The organism is Paenarthrobacter sp. NPDC089675 (assembly GCF_044749185.1).
In the GTDB taxonomy this organism is placed as follows: Bacteria; Actinomycetota; Actinomycetes; order Actinomycetales; family Micrococcaceae; genus Arthrobacter.
In genome coordinates, this window is record NZ_JBIVHM010000001.1 from 846,638 (window position 1) to 868,735 (window position 22,098).

General features: G+C 61.5%; 25 protein-coding genes. 15 read left to right on the top strand and 10 right to left on the bottom strand.

What is annotated here, in order from left to right; all coding sequences use genetic code 11:
- Positions 1-67: 67 nt before the first annotated feature.
- From ACIPY2_RS04010 to ACIPY2_RS04030, 5 genes are all read left to right on the top strand, one after another.
- Positions 68-1,531 carry a dipeptidase gene (locus ACIPY2_RS04010; protein ID WP_400265053.1) on the top strand — a complete coding sequence of 488 codons (1,464 nt, stop codon included), beginning with the start codon at positions 68-70 and terminating at the stop codon, positions 1,529-1,531.
- Positions 1,532-1,718: 187 nt separating this feature from the next.
- Positions 1,719-2,108, top strand: a complete 390-nt coding sequence (locus ACIPY2_RS04015) for a HesB/IscA family protein (protein WP_400265054.1) — start codon at positions 1,719-1,721, stop codon at positions 2,106-2,108.
- Positions 2,109-2,291: 183 nt separating this feature from the next.
- Entirely contained in the window at positions 2,292-3,164 is an 873-nt protein-coding gene (coxB, locus tag ACIPY2_RS04020; RefSeq protein ID WP_400265055.1) for a cytochrome c oxidase subunit II, read from the top strand.
- Positions 3,165-3,174: 10 nt separating this feature from the next.
- Positions 3,175-4,896, top strand: a complete 1,722-nt coding sequence (gene ctaD, locus ACIPY2_RS04025; RefSeq protein WP_347107544.1) for a cytochrome c oxidase subunit I — start codon at positions 3,175-3,177, stop codon at positions 4,894-4,896.
- A complete protein-coding gene (locus ACIPY2_RS04030; RefSeq protein WP_400265056.1) occupies positions 4,893-5,294 on the top strand; it encodes a cytochrome c oxidase subunit 4 in 402 nt (133 codons plus the stop codon). Before ctaD ends, ACIPY2_RS04030 begins: the two co-directional genes overlap by 4 nt.
- A gap of 93 nt (positions 5,295-5,387) precedes the next feature.
- On the opposite strand, the gene ACIPY2_RS04035 is transcribed toward ACIPY2_RS04030, so the two are convergent.
- A complete protein-coding gene (locus ACIPY2_RS04035) occupies positions 5,388-5,681 on the bottom strand; it encodes an HPr family phosphocarrier protein (protein WP_400265057.1) in 294 nt (97 codons plus the stop codon).
- A gap of 155 nt (positions 5,682-5,836) precedes the next feature.
- Between ACIPY2_RS04035 and ACIPY2_RS04040 the strand changes: the two genes are divergently transcribed.
- The gene (locus ACIPY2_RS04040) at positions 5,837-6,625 is read left to right on the top strand and encodes a GntR family transcriptional regulator (RefSeq protein WP_400265058.1); all 789 of its coding nucleotides are present in this window, start codon (positions 5,837-5,839) and stop codon (positions 6,623-6,625) included.
- Between the two features lie 97 nt (positions 6,626-6,722).
- Here the strand turns inward: ACIPY2_RS04040 and ACIPY2_RS04045 are convergent, their stop codons facing one another.
- The 4 genes from ACIPY2_RS04045 to ACIPY2_RS04060 form a co-directional block, all read right to left on the bottom strand.
- On the bottom strand, positions 6,723-8,396 hold the full coding sequence (locus tag ACIPY2_RS04045; RefSeq protein WP_400265059.1) for a cytochrome bc complex cytochrome b subunit: 1,674 nt from the start codon (positions 8,394-8,396) through the stop codon (positions 6,723-6,725).
- Entirely contained in the window at positions 8,374-9,444 is a 1,071-nt protein-coding gene (locus tag ACIPY2_RS04050; protein WP_400265060.1) for a Rieske 2Fe-2S domain-containing protein, read from the bottom strand. Before ACIPY2_RS04050 ends, ACIPY2_RS04045 begins: the two co-directional genes overlap by 23 nt.
- Positions 9,445-9,541: 97 nt before the next feature.
- Positions 9,542-10,330: a c-type cytochrome gene (locus tag ACIPY2_RS04055; protein ID WP_397321700.1), complete on the bottom strand. Its 789-nt coding sequence runs from the start codon at positions 10,328-10,330 to the stop codon at positions 9,542-9,544.
- A gap of 87 nt (positions 10,331-10,417) precedes the next feature.
- Positions 10,418-11,056, bottom strand: coding sequence for a heme-copper oxidase subunit III (locus ACIPY2_RS04060; RefSeq protein WP_400265061.1), 639 nt, complete (start codon positions 11,054-11,056; stop codon positions 10,418-10,420).
- A 148-nt stretch (positions 11,057-11,204) separates the two neighbouring features.
- Here ACIPY2_RS04060 and trpD point away from each other — a divergent pair, with 148 nt between their 5' ends.
- A complete protein-coding gene (trpD, locus tag ACIPY2_RS04065) occupies positions 11,205-12,263 on the top strand; it encodes an anthranilate phosphoribosyltransferase (RefSeq protein WP_400265062.1) in 1,059 nt (352 codons plus the stop codon).
- 80 nt (positions 12,264-12,343) lie between these two features.
- Here the strand turns inward: trpD and ACIPY2_RS04070 are convergent, their stop codons facing one another.
- Both ACIPY2_RS04070 and ACIPY2_RS04075 read right to left on the bottom strand, forming a co-directional pair.
- Entirely contained in the window at positions 12,344-12,622 is a 279-nt protein-coding gene (locus ACIPY2_RS04070; protein WP_400265063.1) for an Lrp/AsnC family transcriptional regulator, read from the bottom strand.
- 71 nt (positions 12,623-12,693) lie between these two features.
- Positions 12,694-13,083, bottom strand: coding sequence for a DUF3054 domain-containing protein (locus tag ACIPY2_RS04075; protein WP_400265064.1), 390 nt, complete (start codon positions 13,081-13,083; stop codon positions 12,694-12,696).
- 121 nt (positions 13,084-13,204) lie between these two features.
- Between ACIPY2_RS04075 and ACIPY2_RS04080 the strand changes: the two genes are divergently transcribed.
- The 3 genes from ACIPY2_RS04080 (at position 13,205) to ACIPY2_RS04090 (ending at position 14,605) form a co-directional block, all read left to right on the top strand.
- Positions 13,205-13,582: a VOC family protein gene (locus ACIPY2_RS04080; RefSeq protein ID WP_400265065.1), complete on the top strand. Its 378-nt coding sequence runs from the start codon at positions 13,205-13,207 to the stop codon at positions 13,580-13,582.
- Positions 13,583-13,625: 43 nt separating this feature from the next.
- A complete protein-coding gene (locus tag ACIPY2_RS04085) occupies positions 13,626-14,081 on the top strand; it encodes a VOC family protein (protein ID WP_400265066.1) in 456 nt (151 codons plus the stop codon).
- A gap of 86 nt (positions 14,082-14,167) precedes the next feature.
- Entirely contained in the window at positions 14,168-14,605 is a 438-nt protein-coding gene (locus ACIPY2_RS04090) for a VOC family protein (RefSeq protein WP_400265067.1), read from the top strand.
- Between the two features lie 74 nt (positions 14,606-14,679).
- Here the strand turns inward: ACIPY2_RS04090 and ACIPY2_RS04095 are convergent, their stop codons facing one another.
- Together ACIPY2_RS04095 and ACIPY2_RS04100 are read right to left on the bottom strand one after the other, a co-directional pair.
- The gene (locus tag ACIPY2_RS04095) at positions 14,680-15,510 is read right to left on the bottom strand and encodes a hypothetical protein (RefSeq protein WP_400265068.1); all 831 of its coding nucleotides are present in this window, start codon (positions 15,508-15,510) and stop codon (positions 14,680-14,682) included.
- 56 nt (positions 15,511-15,566) lie between these two features.
- On the bottom strand, positions 15,567-16,097 hold the full coding sequence (locus ACIPY2_RS04100; protein WP_400265069.1) for an HPP family protein: 531 nt from the start codon (positions 16,095-16,097) through the stop codon (positions 15,567-15,569).
- Between the two features lie 205 nt (positions 16,098-16,302).
- On the opposite strand from ACIPY2_RS04100, the gene ACIPY2_RS04105 reads away from it, so the two are divergent.
- Positions 16,303-16,626 carry a hypothetical protein gene (locus ACIPY2_RS04105; protein ID WP_400265070.1) on the top strand — a complete coding sequence of 108 codons (324 nt, stop codon included), beginning with the start codon at positions 16,303-16,305 and terminating at the stop codon, positions 16,624-16,626.
- A gap of 64 nt (positions 16,627-16,690) precedes the next feature.
- Here ACIPY2_RS04105 and ACIPY2_RS04110 read toward each other — a convergent pair whose 3' ends face one another.
- Positions 16,691-17,011, bottom strand: a complete 321-nt coding sequence (locus ACIPY2_RS04110; RefSeq protein WP_400265071.1) for a hypothetical protein — start codon at positions 17,009-17,011, stop codon at positions 16,691-16,693.
- Positions 17,012-17,263: 252 nt separating this feature from the next.
- Between ACIPY2_RS04110 and ACIPY2_RS04115 the strand changes: the two genes are divergently transcribed.
- From ACIPY2_RS04115 to ACIPY2_RS04130, 4 genes are all read left to right on the top strand, one after another.
- Positions 17,264-17,440, top strand: coding sequence for a hypothetical protein (locus tag ACIPY2_RS04115; protein WP_400265072.1), 177 nt, complete (start codon positions 17,264-17,266; stop codon positions 17,438-17,440).
- A gap of 221 nt (positions 17,441-17,661) precedes the next feature.
- On the top strand, positions 17,662-18,120 hold the full coding sequence (locus tag ACIPY2_RS04120; protein WP_400265073.1) for a hypothetical protein: 459 nt from the start codon (positions 17,662-17,664) through the stop codon (positions 18,118-18,120).
- On the top strand, positions 18,117-18,365 hold the full coding sequence (locus tag ACIPY2_RS04125; RefSeq protein WP_400265074.1) for a hypothetical protein: 249 nt from the start codon (positions 18,117-18,119) through the stop codon (positions 18,363-18,365). Before ACIPY2_RS04120 ends, ACIPY2_RS04125 begins: the two co-directional genes overlap by 4 nt.
- A gap of 191 nt (positions 18,366-18,556) precedes the next feature.
- Positions 18,557-21,901, top strand: coding sequence for a galactose oxidase-like domain-containing protein (locus tag ACIPY2_RS04130; RefSeq protein WP_400265075.1), 3,345 nt, complete (start codon positions 18,557-18,559; stop codon positions 21,899-21,901).
- Positions 21,902-22,098: the final 197 nt, after the last annotated feature.

A 22,098-nucleotide genomic window follows, 5' to 3' on the forward strand; every position in this document is an offset into this window, starting at 1 on the left:
TACGCGACGGTCCTGACACAGCCCGGGGAACCGCGCCACTCCGGGGGGCGGCGGTAAGGTGTGGACCATGACTTCAGAACATGCGGAGATCCCGCAGACCCAGCAAAGGAACGCCGACAATACCCCCGTCGCAGGCAAGCCCGTCCCCGGTATCGACACCGAGGCCTTGACCAAGGCTGTCAACGACGGGTTTGACGCCACCCTTTCCTCCCTGAAGGATCTTGTGGCCATACCCGGGATTGCCTGGGCCAGCTTCGACCCGGCCGAATTGGACCGGAGCGCGGAGGCCGTTGCGACCTTGGTTCGCGAGACTGGAATGGACGACGTCCGCATCCTGCGCGTCCCGAAAACCGACGGCACTCCTGGTGGACCTGCCGTCGTCGCGCGCCGCCCCGCGCGGGACGGTAAACCGACAATCCTGCTCTATGCCCACCATGACGTCCAGCCTCCGGGAGACGGTGCGCTCTGGAAATCCGAACCCTTCGTTGCCGAGGAACGAGGCGACCGCCTCTACGGGCGCGGAGCCGCGGATGACAAGGCGGGCATCATGGCCCACCTCGCCGCCTACGCGGCAGCATCGAAGGTTCTTGGCGAGGACTTCGGCCTGGGGGTGACTTTCTTCTTCGAAGGCGAGGAAGAAGCAGGGTCCCCGACCTTCCGCCGTTTCCTGGAGGAGCACCGTGAGCTGCTGCGTTCGGACATCATTGTTGTGGCGGACTCCAGCAACTGGAAGGTCGGTGTTCCGGCGTTGACCACCAGTCTTCGCGGCCTGGTAGACGGCACCTTCGAAGTACGGGTGTTGGACCACGCAGTGCACTCCGGGATGTTCGGAGGACCGGTACTGGATGCTCCTACGTTGCTGTCCCGCCTTATCGCCACACTCCATGACGAACACGGCAATGTTGCCGTTGCGGGTCTGGTGGGCCGGGACGAGGTAGAGGTCGACGTTGAAGAGTCGGACTACCGGGCAGATGCCTCCGTGCTCGACGGCGTACAGCTCGCCGGTAGCGGCACCATCGCTTCGCGGTTGTGGACCAAGCCGGCATTGTCGATCATTGGAATCGATGCGCCCTCGGTTGACGTGGCTTCAAATACCCTGATCCCTGCGGCGCGGGCAAAGTTCAGCATGCGGCTCGCTCCGGGCCAGGATCCCGAAGCCGCCATGACTGCCCTTCGTGAACACGTCGAGTCACACGCGCCGTTCGGCGCCAAGGTCACTTTCACCCCGGGGGAGCAGGGTAATGCCTTTGCCACGGATACCTCCTCCGCCGCCGCCCAAGTGGCCCTCTGGGCGCTGGCCGAATCCTGGGGAGTCAAGCCCGTGGAGATGGGAATCGGTGGCTCCATCCCGTTTATTGCCGACCTCACGGAGGCGTACCCGGAAGTGCAAATCCTGGTGACCGGTGTGGAAGATCCCGACTCCCGTGCCCACAGCGCCAACGAATCACTGCATATAGGAGACTTCCGGCACGCGGTGCTGGCGGAGGCCTTGATGCTGGCACGGTTGAATGTACAGGGGCTGCAGGGGTAATTCCTGCGTTCCAAACCCGACCGATGCGTGGTGCCGCGGGAACAACGGATGACGCCGCGTAGTTACGTCAGGAGTTATAGCTAAGCGTCTGCGCGACGTAGCATGGAGCTATAACCCGTACGTCATTTGGGTAAGGGCCGGCTTCGTCCAGGCGAAGCCGCCAAACGCGTTATAAGAAGGTAGGCCAATGAGCACTGCAACCAACGAAAACAGCACTGGAGCACAGCTCGCCACGGGCGATGAGCTTCCCACGCACGAGGTCAACCTGACCGATGTTGCCGCCGGCAAGGTCCGCAGCCTCCTGGAACAGGAAGGACGCACTGACCTGCGGCTGCGTGTTGCAGTCCAGCCGGGAGGCTGTTCAGGCTTGATCTACCAGCTTTACTTTGACGAGCGCCTGCTCGACGGCGACGCCGTCCGCGACTACGACGGCGTCGAAGTGGTCGTTGACAAGATGAGCGTGCCGTACCTTAGCGGCGCCAGCATCGACTTCGAAGACACCATCTCGAAGCAGGGTTTCACCATTGACAACCCCAATGCCGGTGGCTCCTGCGCCTGCGGCGATTCGTTCCACTGACGTGAGCTGCCGCCGCATGTCGGCACCGTCCCGGTCGCGTTCGTCCGCGATCGGAGCCACGGTGCCGACATGTGCGCGAAAACCGCTTCATAGCGGTAAGCTCTACATCGGGTAGTAAAACTTTTAGTGTGCCCGGTGGGCCTTTGGCCTGCCGGGAGACAGCAACAAGAGGAAGGGCCGTCTGTGAGTTCGCAGAACCGAACCGGCAGCCGACGCATAAAGATCACCTCGATCACTGGCTTGGCACTAGCCGGCGCGTTGGTTTTGACCGGATGTTCACCAGAGGTAGAGAAGGGTTGGCTGCCTACAGAGCGCGGCACCACCAACCACACTGACCGGATCATGGACCTCTGGGTCAACTCATGGATCGCCGCCTTGGCAGTCGGTATCATCACGTGGGGCCTGCTGGTCTGGTGCATCATTGCCTACCGTCGCCGCAAGGGCACCACGGGATTCCCCAAGCAGCTCAGCTATAACCTGCCGCTCGAGGTCTTCTACTTGACCATCCCGCTGTTCATGGTGCTGGTGTTCTTCTACTTCACCGACCAGGACCAGCGTGCGATTGATGACCGCTCGCAGCCGGCAGACGTCGTCGTTGACGTCCGCGGCAAGCAGTGGGCATGGGACTTCAACTACAAGCAGGGCCAGGTTGTTTCCGAGGACCTCCACGAGGCTGGCGTCCAGGCACACCTGACCGGCAATGAAGTCAACAAGGACCTCCTCCCCACCCTGTACTTGCCCGTCAACAAGTCGGTTGACCTGGAGCTTAACTCCCGCGATGTCATCCACTCTTTCTGGGTTCCCGCCTTCCTCCAGAAGCGCGACATGATCCCGGGCAAGACCAACTACATCCGTTTCACCCCAACGAAGGAAGGCACCTTCGACGGTAAGTGTGCCGAACTTTGCGGTGAATACCACTCCGAAATGCTTTTCCGCGTCAAGGTTGTCTCCGAGTCTGAATTCAAGGCTCACATGGACCAGCTTCGCCAGGAGGGCAACACGGGCCTGCTCGGTGCGGAATATGACCGCAACCCGAACCTGAACGAAACCAAGTAAGGGGAGCGACGTGGCTACATACACTCAATCCGCCGGGGTCCTTGAGGCTCCAGTAGTTCCTAAGTCCAAGGGACGTATCGTCGTCAACTGGATCACGTCCACGGACCACAAGACCATCGGGTACATGTACCTGATTGCTTCGTTCGTGTTCTTCTGCCTCGGCGGCGTCATGGCGCTGCTGATCCGTGCTGAACTGTTCGAACCCGGAATGCAGATCCTGCAGACCAAGGAACAGTACAACCAGATGTTCACCATGCATGGCACGGTCATGCTCCTGATGTTTGCAACGCCGCTGTTCGCCGGCTTTGCCAACGTCATCATGCCGCTGCAGATCGGTGCTCCGGACGTTGCCTTCCCGCGTCTGAACGCGTTGGCCTTCTGGTTCTTCCTGTTCGGTTCCACCATTGCCGTTTCCGGTTTCATCACCCCGCAGGGTGCTGCCTCCTTCGGCTGGTTCGCTTACGCACCGTTGTCGAATACAACCTTCAGCCCGGGTGTCGGCGGTGACTTGTGGGTCTTCGGTCTCGCCCTGTCCGGTTTCGGAACGATTCTTGGTGCGGTCAACTTCATCACCACCATCATCTGCATGCGTGCCCCGGGCATGACCATGTGGCGCATGCCGATCTTCACCTGGAACACGCTGGTAACGGCCATCCTGGTCCTTATGGCCTTCCCGCCGCTGGCAGCCGCTTTGTTCGCCCTCGGTGCCGACCGTCGTTTCGGTGCGCACATCTTCGACCCCGAGAATGGCGGCGCTGTCCTCTGGCAGCACCTGTTCTGGTTCTTCGGCCACCCCGAGGTGTACATCATCGCCCTGCCGTTCTTCGGCATCGTGTCTGAGATCTTCCCGGTCTTCAGCCGCAAGCCGATCTTCGGCTACAAGGGCCTCGTGTACGCAACCATCGCCATTGCTGCCCTGTCCGTGACTGTGTGGGCACACCACATGTACGTCACCGGGTCCGTGCTGCTGCCGTTCTTCGCCTTTATGACCATGCTGATCGCTGTACCGACGGGCGTGAAATTCTTCAACTGGATCGGTACGCTCTGGCAGGGCTCCATCACCTTCGAAACCCCGATGCTGTGGAGCATCGGCTTCCTGGTGACGTTCCTCTTCGGTGGCCTCACCGGTATCATCCTGGCCTCACCGCCGCTGGACTTCCACGTCTCGGATTCCTACTTCGTGGTGGCGCACTTCCACTACGTCGTGTTCGGCACCGTGGTGTTCGCAATGTTCGCCGGTTTCTACTTCTGGTGGCCGAAGTGGACGGGCAAGATGCTGAACGAGCGCCTGGGCAAGATTCACTTCTGGCTCCTGTTCCTTGGCTTCCACGGCACGTTCCTCATCCAGCACTGGCTCGGTGTCGAAGGCATGCCGCGTCGTTACGCCGACTACATGCCGCAGGACAACTTCACCTGGATGAACCAGTTCTCCACCATCTCCTCGTTCGTCCTGGGCGCCTCGCTGCTGCCGTTCTTCTGGAACGTGTACATCACGTGGCGGAGCAACAAGAAGGTGGAGGTTGACGACCCGTGGGGCTTCGGTGCTTCGCTTGAGTGGGCTACTTCCTGCCCGCCGCCGCGTCACAACTTCACCTCCCTGCCCCGTATCCGCTCCGAACGCCCGGCGCTGGACCTGCACCACCCTGAGCTTGCACAGGTCCACACCGCACAGGCTCCGGACCCGGCAGCAGTGCTGCTCGGTAACGCTGACCAGAAGGACGTCCGCAAGTGAAAATCGAATCGTGGCTCTTCGGAGCCGGAGTCTTCTTCTTCATTCCGGTAACCATCGTTTACGGGTTCCTGACTGAATGGCACGAATGGGTCGGCGTTCTGGGCATCCTCCTCGTCGGGGGCCTTGCGGGCATGATCGGTGCGTACCTTGGCTTCACAGGCCGCCGCATCGGCCTTCGTCCTGAGGACCGCCCCGACGCTGAGATCCACGAAGGCGCAGGCGAGCAGGGTCACTTCAGCCCGTGGAGCTGGTGGCCGCTGGTCCTCGGGCTGGCATGTGCCGGCGGATTCCTCGGCCTGGCAGTCGGTTTCTGGGTGACCTTCATCGCAGGCGGCCTTGCACTCGTAGCCTTGGTTGGCTGGGTCTTCGAGTACAGCCGCGGCGACCACGCACACTAAGTAACAGACAAAGTACGACGACGGCGGCCCCCACCAAAAGGTGGGGGCCGCCGTCGTCATTTGCTGTTTAGTCAGCTGCCGCTCAGGTACCACTCATCGGGCGTGGCTTGCCTCCAGAACCTCTGAAAGGCTGACCAGGGCATGAGAGGCCTCTTCCGGGCTTTGATCCTCAGAAAGCGCCTCCTGAGCGACCTCGAGAATCACCGTGCACCCGTGCTCGAAGTCCTCCGTCATAACTTCCAACAGTGAACGAGCGTCAACTGCTACGCCACCGGACTTACGTATGGTGACGGGAAGCCCCGTTTCATTGACGGCGCGAACGAAGACCGCTGCCGCGCGGGCGTGAAGGCCGATCTCGGCGGCGACGAACGATTTATGCTGCAGCAAGCCTGCTCCTGGTTACGGGGACCCCAAACGGATTTTGATCCTTACAAGCGTAGCGGGCCGTGCCGCAATTTCCGCATCAATACGCAACTGGTCTAGACCGACCGTCAGGCTGAATTATCCTTGATTCATGCACCATCGAGTCGCAGGATTTGCCCATGCCTGAAGCAGCCAACATTGCCGGGGAGATTGACCGTACCAGCAGTACCCCCATCTACATCCAGCTGCGGGAAATCCTCAGGGCCTTCATCGGAGAGTCCTGTCCTCCCGGATCCTCCCTGCCCTCCGAGCGGGACCTGTCCCTGCGATTCGGGCTCGCGCGGATGACTGTCCGGCAGGCCATCGATGCTTTGGTGGGTGAAGAGGTACTTGAGCGGGTCGTGGGGTTGGGGACGTTCGTCAAGAAGCCGAAACTTGACCTGCAGGTTAAACTGACGTCCTACAGTGAGGAAATGCAGCGTCGCGGGATGGTGCCCGCGGCGAAGGTGCTCAGTTTCGAACAGATCGCCGCCAGCGCGTTTCTCGCCAGGGAGCTTCAACTGGAGGAAGGCACCCCGCTTGTGCGTTTCCGTCGGCTCCTCCTGGCGGACAACGAGCCCATGAGCGTTGACGAAAACTTCATTCCTGCCCACCGCGTTCCCGGTCTCTTGGACGAGGCCCCTCCGACGTCGTTGTACAACGTACTCAGCGAACGGTTCGGCCTGGTCATGGAATGGGGCGAAGATATGATCGAAGCCACCGCTGCTTCGCCGTCAACGGCGCGCCTCCTCAATGTGGACGTCGGTTCGCCGCTCCTGAAGATCCAGCGCCACGCATTCGTCGCACGCGCCATGGTGGACTACTCGGTCTCGTACTACCGGGCTGACCGCTATAAGCTCTGGATCCCGCTTCAAAGGCCTGGCGTTAGGCCCACGCGGAACTACGCGTCCGGGTACCGTACCCAGTAGCCCGGTACCGTGCATGGACTGCACCACTGATGAGTTACGACAAAGGGCGGGCCCGATCCTTCAGGATCGGGCCCGCCCTTTGCTTGTTCAGTCCAAGTTAGTGACTGAGGCTCTTTTGGTCAGCACCGGCCTCGATGGCCTCGTGGTGACCGTGCGAGTGCGCTGCCTCGAGTTCCGCAGGTGTTGCCGGAGCAACGCGGTCTTCGAAGAACCACTTGGAAAGTGCCGCGCGGCGCTTTTCCTTGCGGGTGACGACGCCGTGCTCGTTCGGCTGCGCCGGCAGCGGGGCGGGTGACTCGAAGCCAACCAGCTTGTATCGCTTGTACTCGTCCAGTGGAGCGTGGACCTCGATGAACTCACCATGGGGGAGGCGGACAATACGACCGGTTTCACGGCCATGGAGTGCAATTTCACGGTCCTTGCGCTGCAACGCCAGGGCGATGCGCTTGGTCACGATGAAGGCGATAACCGGGCCAACGAAGAACAGTGCGCGCAGCCAGTACGTGACATCGTTCAACGAGACGTGGAAGTGGGTGGCAATCAGGTCGGAACCTGCAGCTGCCCACATGACGCAGTACCAGGTGAAGCCAGCGACGCCAATGGCGGTACGGGTGGGGGCGTTCCTCGGACGGTCCAGAACGTGGTGTTCACGGTTGTCCTTGGTGACCCAGCGTTCGATCCACGGGTACGTGAACAGGACAGTGAAGATGATGCCTGCCGGTACCAAGGCCGGCAGCAGGACGTTCAGCGTCAACGTGTGTCCGAAGATGATGTATTCGAAGTGGAACCCATTCACCACGCCGGGCATGAGACGCAGGGCGCCGTCCACGAACCCGATGTACCAGTCAGGCTGCGTACCAGCCGAAACGGGGGAGGGGTCGTAGGGGCCGTAGTTCCAGATCGGGTTGATCGTGAACGCCGCGGCCATGAGCGCGAGGACGCCGAACACGATGAAGAAGAAGCCGCCGGCCTTTGCCGCGTAAACCGGACCGAGGGGGTAGCCAACCACGTTTCCGTCGTTGCGGCCAGGGCCGGGGTACTGGGTGTGCTTGTGTACAACCACCATGAAGAGGTGGACGACGATCATCAGGAGGATGAGGGCCGGCACCAGGAGGATGTGCAGTACGTAAAGGCGGCCAATGATGGCTGTGCCAGGGAACTCCCCACCAAACAGGAAGAACGAGATGTAGGTGCCGATCACCGGGATGGACTTGATCACGCCGTCAATGATGCGCAGGCCGTTGCCGGAGAGCAGGTCATCGGGGAGGGAGTAGCCGGTGAAGCCGGCAGCCATAGCGAGGATGAGCAGTACGCCACCAACAACCCAGTTCATTTCACGGGGCTTGCGGAACGCACCCGTGAAGAACACACGCAGCATGTGGACACCGAGCGATGCTACGAAGAGCAAGGCCGCCCAGTGGTGAACCTGGCGCATGAACAAACCACCGCGAACATCAAAGGAGATGTTCAGCGAGGAGTTGTAGGCAACGGACATTTCGACGTTGTACAACGGCGTGTACGAACCCTGGTAGTGGGTTTCAGCCATGGACGGGTCGAAGAAGAACGTCAGGAACGTCCCGGACATCAGCAGGATGACGAAGGAATACAGCGCCACCTCACCGAACATGAATGACCAGTGGTCGGGGAAGACTTTACGGCCGAATTCGCGGAGGATGCCGGAGCCACCTACACGTTCGTCGACAAAGTCAGTGAAACGGCCTACTTTGGTCTTCGCTACGAAGGGGGCTTCAGCTGTTGATGAGGCGCTCATGCTCGTCACGCTCCCAGTAACTCGGTCCTACGGGTTCTTTGAAGTCGCTGGTAGCGACGAGGTAGCCCTCTGCGTCAACTGCGATGGGCAGCTGGGGGAGCGGACGGCTGGCCGGTCCAAAGATGACCTTGCATTCCTGCGTGAGGTCGAACGTGGACTGGTGGCAGGGGCACAGGAGGTGGTGGGTCTGCTGCTCATAAAGTGCAACAGGGCAACCAACGTGCGTGCAGATCTTGGAGTAGGCAACGATTCCGTTGTAGCTCCAGTTTTCACGGCCCTGGGACGGGTTCAACGAGTTCGGGTCCAAACGCATCAGCAGGACGACGGCCTTGGCCTTGGCGTTCAGCTTGCCTTCGTGGAGTTCGTTGAGTCCCTCGGGGATAACGTGGAACGCGGAACCGATGGTTACGTCCGAAGCCTTGATGGGTGTGCCATCGGGATCGCGGGTGAGTCGCTTCAGCTTGCCGTTCTCGGGCGCCCACATCGTGTGGGCCAGCTTGTCATCGGGCCGCGGGCCAAGGTCGCCAAAGATGGCAAGGGCCGGAAGCGGTGCCAGTGCAACTGCGCCAAGAAGGGTGTTGCGGATCAGCGGACGGCGCTTGATGCCGGTTTCCTCGACGATGTCATCCACGATGCGGACGGCCGCCTGGCGGTCTTCCTCGGTACGGATGGCGTGGCGCTCTTCCGAAACCTCATGGTCCGGCATCAGGGCCTTGGCCCAGTGCACGATGCCAGTACCAATGCCGAGCATGGCAAAGGCCGTGCCCAGGCCCAGAAGCAGGTTCTGCGTGCGGATGGTCGCGATCGTGGAGTCGTGGCCAAGATCAATGGCGAAGTACGCCACCAGGAAAACCAGCGTGCCGATGACAGAAACGCCAAACAGAATGGCTACCTGACGCTCGGCGCGCTTTGCGGCTACCGGGTCCGTGTCAGCCAGGCGCAAACGATGCGGAGGAAGTCCCGGATCCTGGAACTTCTCCACCTCATTCTGACCAGCCGTAGCTACGGTGCCCGAGTGGTTCGGACTGCCGTCACTATGGTTGCCCATAATTCGCCTCATCCTTCTCTCGTTGTCTCGGCCTGCGCCGAGTTTGTTTTCAGTTCAAAACTGCTGTCAGGGCAGCAGAAGTATGTTGCCGTCCGGACTAGGACGTGCGTGATGTCAGCCAGATGGTGAAAGCGATGATTACTCCAAGGCCAGCGACCCAAACGAACAGGCCTTCGGATACCGGGCCCAGGGAGCCGAGGTCGGCACCACCGGGTGAACCGTTGGCTTCGATCGTCTTCAGGAACGTGATGATGTCACGCTTGTCTTCCGGGGTGACGTTGGAATCGTTGAACACGGGCATGTTCTGGGGGCCCGTAGCCATAGCTTCGTAAATGTGCTTGCCGGTGACATCGGCAAGGGCCGGCGCGAACTTGCCGCGGGTCAGCGCGCCACCTGCGGCGGCTGCGTTGTGGCACATGGCGCAGTTCACGCGGAACAGTTCGCCACCCTTGGCGGCGTCGCCCTTCTCATCCAGGAGGTGCTCCTCCGGAATGGCGGGCCCGGCGCCGAGCGATGCGACGTAGGCCGAGAGCTGCTTGGTCTGCTCGTCATTGAACTGAACGGGCTTCTTCTGTGCCTGGGGGCCATTCATCTGCATGGGCATACGGCCGGTGCCAACCTGGAAGTCAACTGCTGCAGCACCCACGCCGACCAGCGAGGGGCCGTCCTGGGTTCCGCTGGCACCCATGCCATGGCAGGTGGCGCAGTTTGCGGCGAACAGCTTGCCGCCCTCTTCTACGTCACTTGCGCTGTAGCTCGTGGTGTCGGCCTTGGCCTGGTTGACGGATGTGGCAATGGCGTAAAGCCCACCAGTGAGGAGGAGGCCCATCAGCAGCAGCGCAATGGCTGCCAGTGGGTGACGTCGCTTCTGCGAGAGTGCCTTCACGTGGTGGTTCCTTTATTCGATCCTGCGTCGGCTCCGTGAGCCGCTTCTTGAAATTCTGCCTCTTGTAGAAAAAGAGTCAAAGCCGGGCTACCTGAGGACGTAGATGACCAGGAAGAGGCCGATCCACACGACGTCGACGAAGTGCCAGTAGTAAGAGGTGACGATCGCCGACGTTGCTTCAAAGTGCCCGAACTTCTTGGCTGCGAAGGCGCGGCCAATGATGAAGAGGAATGCGATCAGGCCGCCGATGACGTGCAGGCCGTGGAAGCCGGTGGTCATGTAGAAGGCGGAGCCGTAAGCGTTCGAGGACAGGGAAACGTGCTCTGAGACGAGCATGGCGTATTCCGTGGTCTGTCCGGCTACGAAGAACGCACCCATGATGAACGTGAGGACGAACCACTCGCTCATGCCCCAGCGGGTGAACTGCAGCAGGCCGCCGGTGCGGCGCGGTTCGAGCCGCTCAGCGGCGAACACACCCATCTGGCAAGTGAAGGAACTGGCCACGAGGACGATGGTGTTGACGAGCGCAAACGGGAAGTTGAGCTTGGCCGTCTCCTCAGCCCACATCAGGCCTGATGTGGAGCGCAGGGTGAAGTACATGGCAAAGAGGCCGGCGAAGAACATCAACTCACTGGACAGCCAAACAACGGTTCCAACAGAAACCAGGTTCGGGCGGTTCAGCGTCGGGTGCGCCGGGGTACTGGGGGCATGGGTCGCAGATGTCACAAGGACATTATGTCTGTAAAAGTCCAGAGTTCCCAATGCAAACCACCGATTCGGGAGACTTTTTCTACAAAGACGCGAAATCGCGCGGAAAAGTTCCCGGCCCGGTTCACATTGGTCATCGGCGTGGCTCGGTCGATAGCATCAGTGAGTGACTTCTCCGGCATCGGCACCTGTGGCCAGCAACACCTGGCCAGGCCTCATCTCCGCACTGATCAATGGCGACGACCTTGCAGCGGGCAACACAGAGTGGGCCATGAATACCATCATGGCCGGTGACGCCACGCCCGCACAGATCGCCGGGTTCCTGGTGGCGCTGCGGGCAAAGGGTGAAACGGTCGAAGAGCTTGCCGGGCTCGTCGAAGCAATGGTCCGCAACGCAAACCCCATTCAGATCTCGGGAGAGAAGCTGGACATCGTGGGGACGGGGGGAGACCGACTTAACACGGTCAACATTTCCACCATGGCCGCCCTGGTTGCAGCCGGTGCCGGCGCAAAGGTGGTGAAGCACGGAAACCGTGCTGCCTCCTCCTCCTCCGGCTCGGCCGACGTCCTTGAGGCGCTCGGGGTTCGTTTGGACCTCTCGATCGAGCAAGTTGCGCGTAACGCCGAAGAAGCCGGGATAACGTTCTGTTTCGCCCAGGTCTTTCATCCGTCTTTCCGGCATACGGCCGTTCCACGACGCGAATTGGCCGTCCCCACCGCATTCAACTTCCTTGGTCCGATGACCAACCCGGCCCACGTGCAGGCCTCGGCGGTGGGGGTGGCCAATGCCCGGATGGCGCCACTGGTAGCCGGAGTCCTGGCGCGCCGTGGAAGCCGCGGCCTCGTGTTCCGTGGTGACGATGGCCTGGACGAGTTGACTCCCACCGGTCCGTCAACCGTTTGGGAAATTCGGGACGGGAGGGTTGAGGAACAGGTGTTTTCGCCAGCGGATCTCGGTATCGCCCCTTCGACCGTCGCCGACCTGCGTGGAGGCGACGCCGTCGCAAACGCGGGGGTGGTCCGCGAGATTCTTGACGGCAAGACAGGTCCCGTTCGGGATGCCGTGCTGCTCAACGCTGCGGCCGGACTTGTCGCAGCCGACCTTGCTGCAGATGGAACTTTGCTGGACCGCATGCGGTCCGCATACGCGCGTGCCGCTGAATCGGTGGATTCGGGAATGGCCGCCGGAGTCCTCGCCAAATGGACTGCGTTGAGCCAAATTTAGCTCGGCTTCAGCTCGGCGCGACCGAATTGGTGGGCGCGCCCGGTTTTCGTTCTGCGTCGGCCTCTTGCCAGCGGTCCCGGCTACTCGAATCCCAGCGCAAAAGCAGCATCGAGATCGTGCTGGGAGTAGGCCCTGAACGCGATGTGCGTGGTGGTGTGCACTACCGATGGAACCTTCGAGAGTCGGTCCGCTATGACGTCCGCGAGGTCTTCATGCTTCGTGACACGGGCAACGGCGATCAGGTCCCATTCACCGGTTACCGAGTAGACCTCGCTGATGCCCTGGATGGCGGATATTTGTTCAGCCGTTTCGGGGATCCGTGAAGCGTTGGTCTTGATCAGTACGAAGGCGGTGATCACGTGGGGCCTTTCCGGAAAAGCGTCATTACGGACGCCTTACAGCCTAGTGCATGGGCCGTCGGGCACGGCCTTCAGACCGTTGATTTTCGTTTCCGCGCCAGGCGTCCCAAAACCGCCACGAGTGCGCGGTAGCCAAGCAGGAACACGCCGAGGGCAAGCGTGGCCACGATGATGAATGGGAGTACTACCGTCTGGCCGGTCGCAGCCCGAAGCAACATTCCCACCAAGACGGCACCGATCCACACGGAGGCGCCTGCCGGCCAGAGCGCAAGGGCTGATTTCCAAGCGCGTGACCCGACCCATCCCACGGCCGCGCCCGCCAGGAAGGGCCACGCGGTGAGGAAGACACCGCCAATGATGTCGCCACGGGCATGTGCATCGCGACCGATGGCCGCGAAAGCGAGGATGAGCAGGATGTCTGCAGCGGCGGCGATAATCCAACGGTTCCGGGAGTGAGGCATGGCTTCGAGACTATCCGTGGCGGCCCAGGATCGCGAAAAGCAAAAGCGGCTGTGGTCTTGCAGATGCCGGGTTGTACCGGAAACATTGGCTGGAACGCTGTTCCCGGTGAGGGAGGTCCCAATGAGGCTCGTCCAGGTTGCGCTCCGCGCCCAGGATCTGGAACGTGCCACAAGCTTCTACGGCGATCTGATCGGCGCACAACCGCGGGCGGTATTCGATCCTCCCGGGTTGGTGTTCTTCGATATAGGCGGCACCCGCCTGCTGCTGGAGAAGGGCGCGCCGCCGTCGTTGGTCTACCTTGAAGTGGGCGATCTCCAACGCACGGTTGACGACCTCCGTGTGCAGGGTGTCCACATTGTCGCAGAGCCGCACTTGATTTTCGTCCACGAGGATGACCGATTGGGCCCCGCTGGTTCGGAGGAGTGGATGGCCTTTATCTTGGACAGCGAGGACAATACTGTTGGCCTGGTGAGCCGCATCCGTACATCTGGTGACTAGTTGCAGCCCGGGACGTGCTCCCGGCGGAATGGAGACCCGAGCCGTGCAGAAAGTTTCAACGTGTCTGTGGTTCGACGGACGGGCCGCGGAGGCGGCCGGTTTCTACACCACCACGTTCAGCAATTCCAAGCTGGGCGCAAGCATGCCCGGACCGGACGGGCAGCCACTTTCCATTGAGTTCGAACTCGAAGGCCGTCAGTTCCTTGCACTCAACGGCCGCCCTGATTTCACCTTCAATGAGTCGGTTTCCCTGGTTGTCAACTGCCAAACCCAAGACGAGGTGGATCGTTACTGGGAGGCGCTCGTGGATGGCGGCGAAGAGGGGCGGTGCGGGTGGCTGAAGGACAGGTTCGGGTTGTCCTGGCAGGTTATTCCTCTCGGATTCGCCAACCTCCTGGCGGGCCCGGATGCTGACGCATCCCGGCGGGCCATGGACGCCATGATGGGGATGCGAAAGCTTGACATCAACGCCTTGCGAAAAGCCTACGACGGCGACTGAATGGTAGGGAGACAGGCGCCGGGAGGCGCTGTACCATAACCGCACGGCGACGTGTTTCGCCGACGACTATCCGAGGAGCATTGACCATGACATCCCGCCTCAACCCTTACATCTCCTTCCGGGACAATGCCCGGGACGCCATCACGTTCTACGAATCCGTCTTTGGCGGAGACCTGACTATCAGTACCTTTGGCGATTACCAAGCCAGCCAGGACCCTGAAGAAGCCGACAAGGTCATGCACGGCATGTTGGTGTCTCCGAACGGGCTGACGCTGATGGCCTCTGACACCCCGAACGGTATGGAGTACAACCCCGGAAACAACATCTCCATTTCTCTGAGCGGGGAGTCTTCCGATGAAGCCGAGCTCCGCGGTTATTGGGACAAGCTGGCAGAGGGCGGAACGGTGACCATGCCCCTGGAGAGTGCTCCTTGGGGCGATGTTTTCGGTATGTGCGTTGACAAGTTCGGGATCGCTTGGCTCGTTAATATCGCAGGTGAGCAGCAGCCGGGACAGGACGCCTGAACCAGTCCAGTCCGCGTCTTGTGGTGTCCGGCCCCCGGCAGGGTCGGGCACCACGCTTGCGTCAAACCGGCGTATCAGGCTTGGGCGAGCGGCATGACCAACAGATATCCGGCGGGCAGGCCGCTGCTCCAGCGTCTTGGTTCACGCACGACGAATTGTCCGGCCAGTTGACCTGGATCCAGTAATGAGCCGGGTTCGGGCGAAGGGCCCCATTGGCCGCTGCCGTATGGGTAAAGCGGGTCGAGTACGCGTACTCTGGTGACGAGAAAGTCATCGGTCAGCTTGGGGTCGCCGACAGACTCAAATCCGCTCATGACCCAAGCGTGCCGCCCGCTCCACATCACCAGCCCTACAGGGCGGCCGGTGGTCCCGAGCGCTTTTGCTGCGGCGCGCAAGGCATCCCCGTAGTCAGGGATGCTGACCACTGTGTAGGGGCCCATACCCACTTCCGTGAGTACCGCCGCCCAGCCAAATGGATTGGCGCCGTTGAAGGCGTCCGTGGAACGCGCCCGCGCCATGTTCCATAATTCGGATTGCTGCTCCCTTCCTGCCCACGTGCCGTCCGCTGGACCGTTGTGGCGGGCCAGGTTATGCGCCATTTGGATACTGGCTGCCACGCACCAATCGAAGGTGTACTGGGGTACGAAGTCCCCTTCCTCATAGAGGTTGAGGGCGAAGGGGAGGGGCGGCGCCGGTGGTGGTGGCACGTTGTACGGAGTGCCTGTTGTGATGGGATCGGGGGCAGCTGGCAGTGGGGTGGCTGCCGAGTCATCCACGGCCACCGTTGGCGCGGTCAAATTCGAATTGTCCTGCCTCTCGCCGCCGGCGGGGGGAGTGCAGCCCGTCAGGAGGGTCGCCGCGACGGCGATCCCGGCCACTAAAAGGCGGGCTGGGCGTACGGACATCGTGGTCCAATTCTAGCTTGGTAGGCCCTGGGCCGCCCAGGGGGCCTCGCGCTGATTCATCGTGCCGGCCGCGTGCCCAGAGCGAGGTTCAAAGCACAACCGAGCGCGGTGACAAGGGTGATGGCTGCAGCCATCGTCAAAAGCTGAACGGGCGTCGTCAGAATTCCAAGGCTGACGATCAGCGTTGTGGCGCCGGCGGGGGGGTGCGGTGCCTTGACGACCATCAGGAGGAACGAAGTCACTGCGACGGACAGGACTCCCGCGAGGACATGCTGGGGCGAGAGCCCGCCTACGGGTGCCGGGGGTGCATCCTGAAGGCCGAAGGCGTACGCGCAAGCAGCTCCCACCAGTAGTCCGATTCCGTGTCCAACCAAGGCGTTCCTGGGGCTGGACGATTCCTCGTGTGGTGACTCGAAAAACAGCATGACAGTAGGGCCGAGGCTGGGAAACAGCCATGGAAGGTGCGACCCGAGTCCCAGCAGCCCGGCTGCAGCCAGGGTGACCGCGGCCAGGCTGGCAGCATAAGCGCCAGTGCCCAGCCGGCCGGCTTTGGCATCCATGCGGTCAAGCAGTGGTGATTTTGGCATGGCTTTCCACTCCTGAGCGTGACATTGGGGACAGGGGATTCTCCAGGCAACCTAGCCGAGTATATTTATCATAAGCATGCTTAGTAAATAGGAGTGTGGTGCCTGTACCCCTTGTGGTGTCTGACAGGTATGAGTAGCGTTAAGTCATAGGCTCCTCGCCGATGCAGCCCGGCGGCTTTTGCCTACCATCCCATTGGAGGCCATCATGGCCACGGATACTTTTGCGCGCTTTTTACAGGAATGCCTCGTCATCGAAGAAGATACCGATGACGGCTTGGACCTCGACACCCTGTATGGGCTGTATATCAGCTGGTGCGGGATGGCTGCGGTCGAACGGGAGCCCGAACAGGCTTTCTTGTCTTCCCTTCGGCGGCACCACCTCCGCTGGGGTCGCTACGAAGGCAGCTGGGTGCTGGTCGGGTTGAGGATGATCGGACCCGCTGCACGTGACTATGTCATGTGCAGTGCTGCTCCGCTTTGTGCCAACGGAAAGGCCGATCTCTCCGAGGTGGCGGGCGCCGCAGCGTGAACGCATAAGGCTGGGGCCGGCGCTGTCGGTGCCGGCCCCAAGCCTTGGTGGAATACGAAACGAATTACGCGGGCAGGATATCCGGATCAAGGGTGCCCGGGACTCCGGCTTCCGCATGCCTTCTGCCCGGAACATCGCCCCCGGACATGGGCTCCACCAGCCTCAGTCCTGGATAAAAGCGGATGGTTCCCTGATCGTCGTCGTGCTGTACTCCGTGGTGGCGGATTGCGGTGACGAACGTGCTGTTTGCCATGGGCGCGGTTCCGCCCGCCAGGCACCAGCTGACATAGCCAGCGAAAAGCGCTGTGAGGTCCAATCCGTCCTCGTTGGTGCCGTTCGTGACTGTGCATAGGTCGAGGAATTTTTGGATTTGGGTATCGGTCATTGCCAAGGCCTCCGGCCTCTTTAAAGGGCACGCCGGTCTGCAACAGCGAACTCCTCACTCTTCCAGTCTTCAGGCCGCGTGTCAAAGGGTCCCCACGCCGGGGGAGAGGCGCCATTGGCCGCTGGCGGTAATGGTGCTCTTGACAGCTTCAAGCACCGGTTCATTCAATGGTGATAACCGTTGGTGAAGCAGTTCGCCGCCGTGCAACTCGATCGCATGGCACATGGAACGCAGCTTCACCAAAGGTTTCATATGGCTTTTCAAGAGGACGAGGAAGCCCAGCGACTCCGATTCCAACTTGCCCTTGAGGAGTCCGACGTGCCGCTTGAGCATATTCTCCTTGCGCGGGCCTTGAACGAAACGCTCGATGGCTTGGGGGTTGACGGCAGCCGGGCCAGTTACAGCGGTGACGACGTCGGGAAGGACTAGGCCGGCCTTGGGTAGGCGGGTCCGACTTTGCCGGGCAGTGTCACCTAGGAGATTCGCGTTGGTGTGAAAAGACTTGCTGAGGCGTACCGTAGAGGTGAGAGATTCAGCAAGATGTCCCGGTCCACGGAATATACGCCATTGGGGCCTAGCGTCTTTCTGCGCAGGGCGGTGCCGTCGGCAGGCCTTGCACGCGTTCTTGGCATTTGGATCGAGGCACGCACATGGTCGGAAACGACGCAGCACCTACTGTGGAGCAACTTCAGGACTTGCTCCTTGAAAGTCCCGGATTCTCTGAGTTCCTTCTGGGCCTGACGGCAATTTCGGCATCCATGCTGGGACCCAAGGAGCGGATGCTTTGCGCCATCACCGTGGAACACAATGAATCGCCGGCAACGGTGGCCAGCAGCACCGACGCGGCGAGGCGCTTGGATGAAAAACAGTACGCTTTCGACGACGGCCCCTGCCTTACCGCACTTCGTCACCAACGTACGGTGCTGATTGGGGACCTGAACGCGGATAAGCGGTGGGGGCACTACGCAAAGGCCCGTCTGGGGGTCTTTGACGAGGCCACAGTGGCGGCTGTCGAAGAACACGCGGCCACCATCTCCAAAACATTCCTGGACGGTTCCCGGGACAGTCGTATCGGGGCTCCCGGTCTACAAGACGGGGAACCGTTGTGATGGTGCCCGAGGGGCATGAAATCGAACCATGGGCCGCTGAACAGCGGCGCACTGCAGCAACGTGGTTCCGTGAAGGCAGCGCCGGTCTGGGCAAAGTGTGGATGTACTTCTACGGGCTGGGCGGCGAAGCAGATGAACTAACCCTTGACGCATATCTGCATGAGCTTGGTGGCCTGCCGCCGCTTCAAGCGCGGTTGCTGGCGATAGCCATGCGCGAGATGGACTCAGAATCGGGGGATGGGTAGCAATGCCGGCTCAATAAAGTCTTTCCACACCGGCACCGCAACCAGCCGGTGCCTCGGGCGGCATGGTTGCCGCCGTCAGGGGTTCTCCCGTGCCAATTGTTGAACGCATGGTCTCCGCCCGATGGGTGTTGCGTTTCCCAGCAGAACCGTGAGGTGTTCAAACGCGACTTCACGGCCTCGAAGGATCAGCCATGCAACGCACCCTTTCCTCATGGGTCCTCGCAACACTCGCGAGCTTCTCCCTGGCAGTCGCCGGATCTGTAATGAGTGTCCTCCCGGCAGCGCCACCTGCGGCAGCAGCCGTCCCGCTGGCGGCGGACCGCATCGTCAGCACACACCAAAGCAGCCCTTCTACACGCATCGCCTCGCCCGCCTTCACCACAACCCAGACGAATGAACTCCTTCTTGCCTTCGTCATGTCGGACGGGCCCAAATCCGCCGGGGGAGTTGCCTTCTCTTCCGTGACGGGCGGCGGCCTTACCTGGCGGTTGCGCAAGCGGACGAACGTCCAGATGGGAACTGCGGAGATTTGGCAGGCGGTAGCGCCCACTGTCTTGTCGAACGTTACTGTTACGGCCACCAACTCGGGTACGTACCAGTCGTCGATGACCGTGGCCACATTCGTAGGCGCGGACTTGGCAAGCGACGGCGGTGTCGGAACGGGCAGCGCCGCCTCAGGGGCTCCCAGTGCTTCCCTGACCACAACGCGCGCCGGGTCATGGGTGTGGGGCGCGGGAAACGACTGGGATAGAGCCACAGCACGAACTGTCGGCACCGGCCAGACGAAAGTCGATGAGTACCTCTCAAACCAAGGCGACACGTTCTGGGTCCAGCGACAGAATGCCACCACGCCAACCAGCGGCACGTCGGTGACGATCAATGACACTGCACCCACGGCTGACCAGTGGAACCTCTCCGTCATCGAAATTCTTCCGGCCGCGCCCGCAACAGGCGATACCACTGCGCCCGTGATCTCGGCGGTGTCTGCCGGCACTCCCTCTTCCACCGGAGCTACCATCAGCTGGACCACCGATGAAGCATCCACGTCACAGGTGGACTATGGCACCACCACGGCATACGGCCAAAGCACAGTTCAAAATTCGGCGCTTCAAGCTTCGCACTCGCAGGGCCTGTCCGGGCTCTCGGCCAGCACCCTGTACCACTACCGCGTGAAATCCGCCGATGCGGCAGGAAATCTTGCCGTTTCGGGTGACGCCACGTTCACCACAGCCGGCGGGTCTGGAACGGACCCATCAGTAGTCGGATCCTGGGGACCTGTCGTTGCGTGGCCGGAGGTGTCCATCCACGCAGCCTTGACACCAACCGGCAAGGTCCTCACCTGGCAAGGCGACTTCTCCCGAGGTGGTGAGCAGTATCTGCTCGATCCCGTGACAGGCAATTACATCCAGGTACCGAGCGCCGCCGTCGATCTTTTCTGCGCGGGGCAGGCTGTCCTTCCCGACGGCCGCATTCTGGTTGTCGGCGGAACGTCCACCAACGGGGGACTGGGCATCCGCGATGTGACGGCCTTCGACCCGGCCACGGAAACCTGGCAATCCTTGGCGCCCATGAACCACCCACGGTGGTATCCGACTGCGACTACCTTGGCTGACGGACGGGTCCTGGTGACCTCGGGTTCGAACACGAGTTTGACCGACCTCGTGCCGGTCCCTGAGGTGTATTCGCCCACCTCGAACTCCTGGACCGACCTGACGGGCGCGAGCCGGACTATTCCGTACTATCCCTTCATGTATCAGCTGCCTGACGGGCGCGTCCTCCAGGCCGGAGCATCCGAACAGGCCACCTCAAGCCTGGCCGTCGATGTGTCGGCGCAGCAGTGGGCCACCGTTGATTCCCGCGTCCTGGACGGCGCCTCGATTGCAAACTATGCGCCGGGTAAGTTCATCAAGGCCGGTTCCGCGTCGGATGGTGGATTCACGGGCCAGTCCAGCAATACCGCCTTCACCCTGGATATAACCGCGCAGAACCCCGTGTGGCAGGTAACGGCCCCAATGGCGTTCCCTCGCAGCTTCGTGAACTTGACGAACCTTCCCGATGGCACAGTCCTTGCCACGGGCGGCGGGACCGACAGATCCGGCCAGGACGTCAGCAGAGCCGTGATGCAGGCCGAGGCCTGGCAGCCGACCGCGGGAACATGGACCACGCTGGCGGCGATGTCGGTTCCGCGTCTTTACCACTCCGTGGCAGTCCTGCTCCCTGATGGCAGGGTCTTCGTCTCCGGCAGCGGCGGGGACGACGGGGTAGCGGACCAGCGAAGCTACCAGATCTACTCCCCGCCGTACCTTTTCAAGGGCGCGCGGCCAAGCATCACTGCCGTACCGGGCAGCGCCCCGTACGGTTCGACGGCGTTCATCGGAACCCCGGATGCTCCCCGGATCCAATCCGTATCCCTGATCAAGACTGGATCCGTAACCCATGCTTTTGACGAAAATGCGAGGGCGATGAGCCTGAACTTCGCCCAGGCCTCCGGCGGCCTCAACGTCCAAATGCCAGTCAACGGCAATTATGCGCCCCCGGGGTACTACCTGCTGTCGATCGTAGACGGCAATGGTGTTCCCTCCGTAGCCGGGATGATCCGACTGTCGGCGCCTGGCCAGGATGCCACTGCGCCCACAGCACCCGCGAACCTGGTGGGCTCAGCGTCCCCGGGACAGATCGCATTGAACTGGACTGCCAGCACGGACAACGTGGGTGTTACCTCGTACCGCGTCTCGCGGGACGGAACCGTGATCGGGACTTCGACGTCGACCCACTACACTGACAGCTCGGTACTTGCCGGCACTACCTACAAATACACGGTCTCTGCCCTCGACGCTGCCGGCAATGTCAGCCCGCCGTCGAACGCCGTGGCGATGCAGGCCGTCGGTACGCCCGGTGGAATAACGGTGGATAAGATCGTCTCCGTCCACCAAGGAACCAGCTCGACGACGATCAGCGCCCCGGGCGTGACGACCACGGGAACCAACGAACTCCTCCTGGCCTTCATAAGTTCGGACGGATCCAGTTCCGCAAACTCGGCCAAAATGGCAAGTGTGTCCGGGGGAGGGCTCAACTGGACGCTCAGGCAACGATCCAATACCCAGCCAGGTACCGCGGAGATCTGGCAAGCCGTCGCCGCCGGTCCGTTGTCGAACGTGACCGTTACCGCCACGCAAGCTTTGGGTACTTGGCAGTCCGCCATGACGGTTGCCGCCTTCCGCGGAGCTGACATCACGACGGGTGCAACACTCGGTGCGAATGCATTGTCCGGCGCCCCAACGGCCACCCTGAACACTACGAGGGCCGGTTCCTGGGTGTGGGGTGTCGGCACGGACTGGTCCAACGCGATATCACGCGCCCCGGGGCCGAACCAGACGCTCGTAGACCAGTACCTTGCACCAGCGGGCGACACGTACTGGGTTCAACGCCAGAACGCCACCACGCCAAGCAGTGGCACTTCTGTGACAATCAATGACGTTTCTCCTACAACTGACCGTTGGAACCTTGCGATCGTTGAAATTCCGGCCGCGCCGTAGTGGCGCGGTCCGGTGGATTGGCGGTTCATCGATTCGCCGCAATCGGTAGGTATCCGTTGACGGTGGAGGAGGGTCGAGATCGATTTACTTTACATAATGTAGATTATCGGCGCAGAAACAACGGGAGTGGAAGTAGCTGCGAGAACTCCCGTCCCGCGACGTATCCAACGTTTGCGCAGGTCAGAACGCATTGACGA

Coding starts and splice junctions, on each gene's coding strand:
- ACIPY2_RS04010 (WP_400265053.1), top strand. CDS start 68: ATGACTTCAGAACATGCGGAGATCCCGCAGACCCAGCAAAGGAACGCC.
- ACIPY2_RS04015 (WP_400265054.1), top strand. CDS start 1,719: ATGAGCACTGCAACCAACGAAAACAGCACTGGAGCACAGCTCGCCACG.
- ACIPY2_RS04040 (WP_400265058.1), top strand. CDS start 5,837: ATGCCTGAAGCAGCCAACATTGCCGGGGAGATTGACCGTACCAGCAGT.
- ACIPY2_RS04045 (WP_400265059.1), bottom strand. CDS start 8,396: ATGAGCGCCTCATCAACAGCTGAAGCCCCCTTCGTAGCGAAGACCAAA.
- ACIPY2_RS04050 (WP_400265060.1), bottom strand. CDS start 9,444: ATGGGCAACCATAGTGACGGCAGTCCGAACCACTCGGGCACCGTAGCT.
- ACIPY2_RS04075 (WP_400265064.1), bottom strand. CDS start 13,083: ATGCCTCACTCCCGGAACCGTTGGATTATCGCCGCCGCTGCAGACATC.
- ACIPY2_RS04080 (WP_400265065.1), top strand. CDS start 13,205: ATGAGGCTCGTCCAGGTTGCGCTCCGCGCCCAGGATCTGGAACGTGCC.
- ACIPY2_RS04090 (WP_400265067.1), top strand. CDS start 14,168: ATGACATCCCGCCTCAACCCTTACATCTCCTTCCGGGACAATGCCCGG.
- ACIPY2_RS04095 (WP_400265068.1), bottom strand. CDS start 15,510: ATGTCCGTACGCCCAGCCCGCCTTTTAGTGGCCGGGATCGCCGTCGCG.
- ACIPY2_RS04100 (WP_400265069.1), bottom strand. CDS start 16,097: ATGCCAAAATCACCACTGCTTGACCGCATGGATGCCAAAGCCGGCCGG.
- ACIPY2_RS04105 (WP_400265070.1), top strand. CDS start 16,303: ATGGCCACGGATACTTTTGCGCGCTTTTTACAGGAATGCCTCGTCATC.
- ACIPY2_RS04110 (WP_400265071.1), bottom strand. CDS start 17,011: ATGACCGATACCCAAATCCAAAAATTCCTCGACCTATGCACAGTCACG.
- ACIPY2_RS04115 (WP_400265072.1), top strand. CDS start 17,264: ATGGCTTTTCAAGAGGACGAGGAAGCCCAGCGACTCCGATTCCAACTT.
- ACIPY2_RS04120 (WP_400265073.1), top strand. CDS start 17,662: ATGGTCGGAAACGACGCAGCACCTACTGTGGAGCAACTTCAGGACTTG.
- ACIPY2_RS04130 (WP_400265075.1), top strand. CDS start 18,557: ATGCAACGCACCCTTTCCTCATGGGTCCTCGCAACACTCGCGAGCTTC.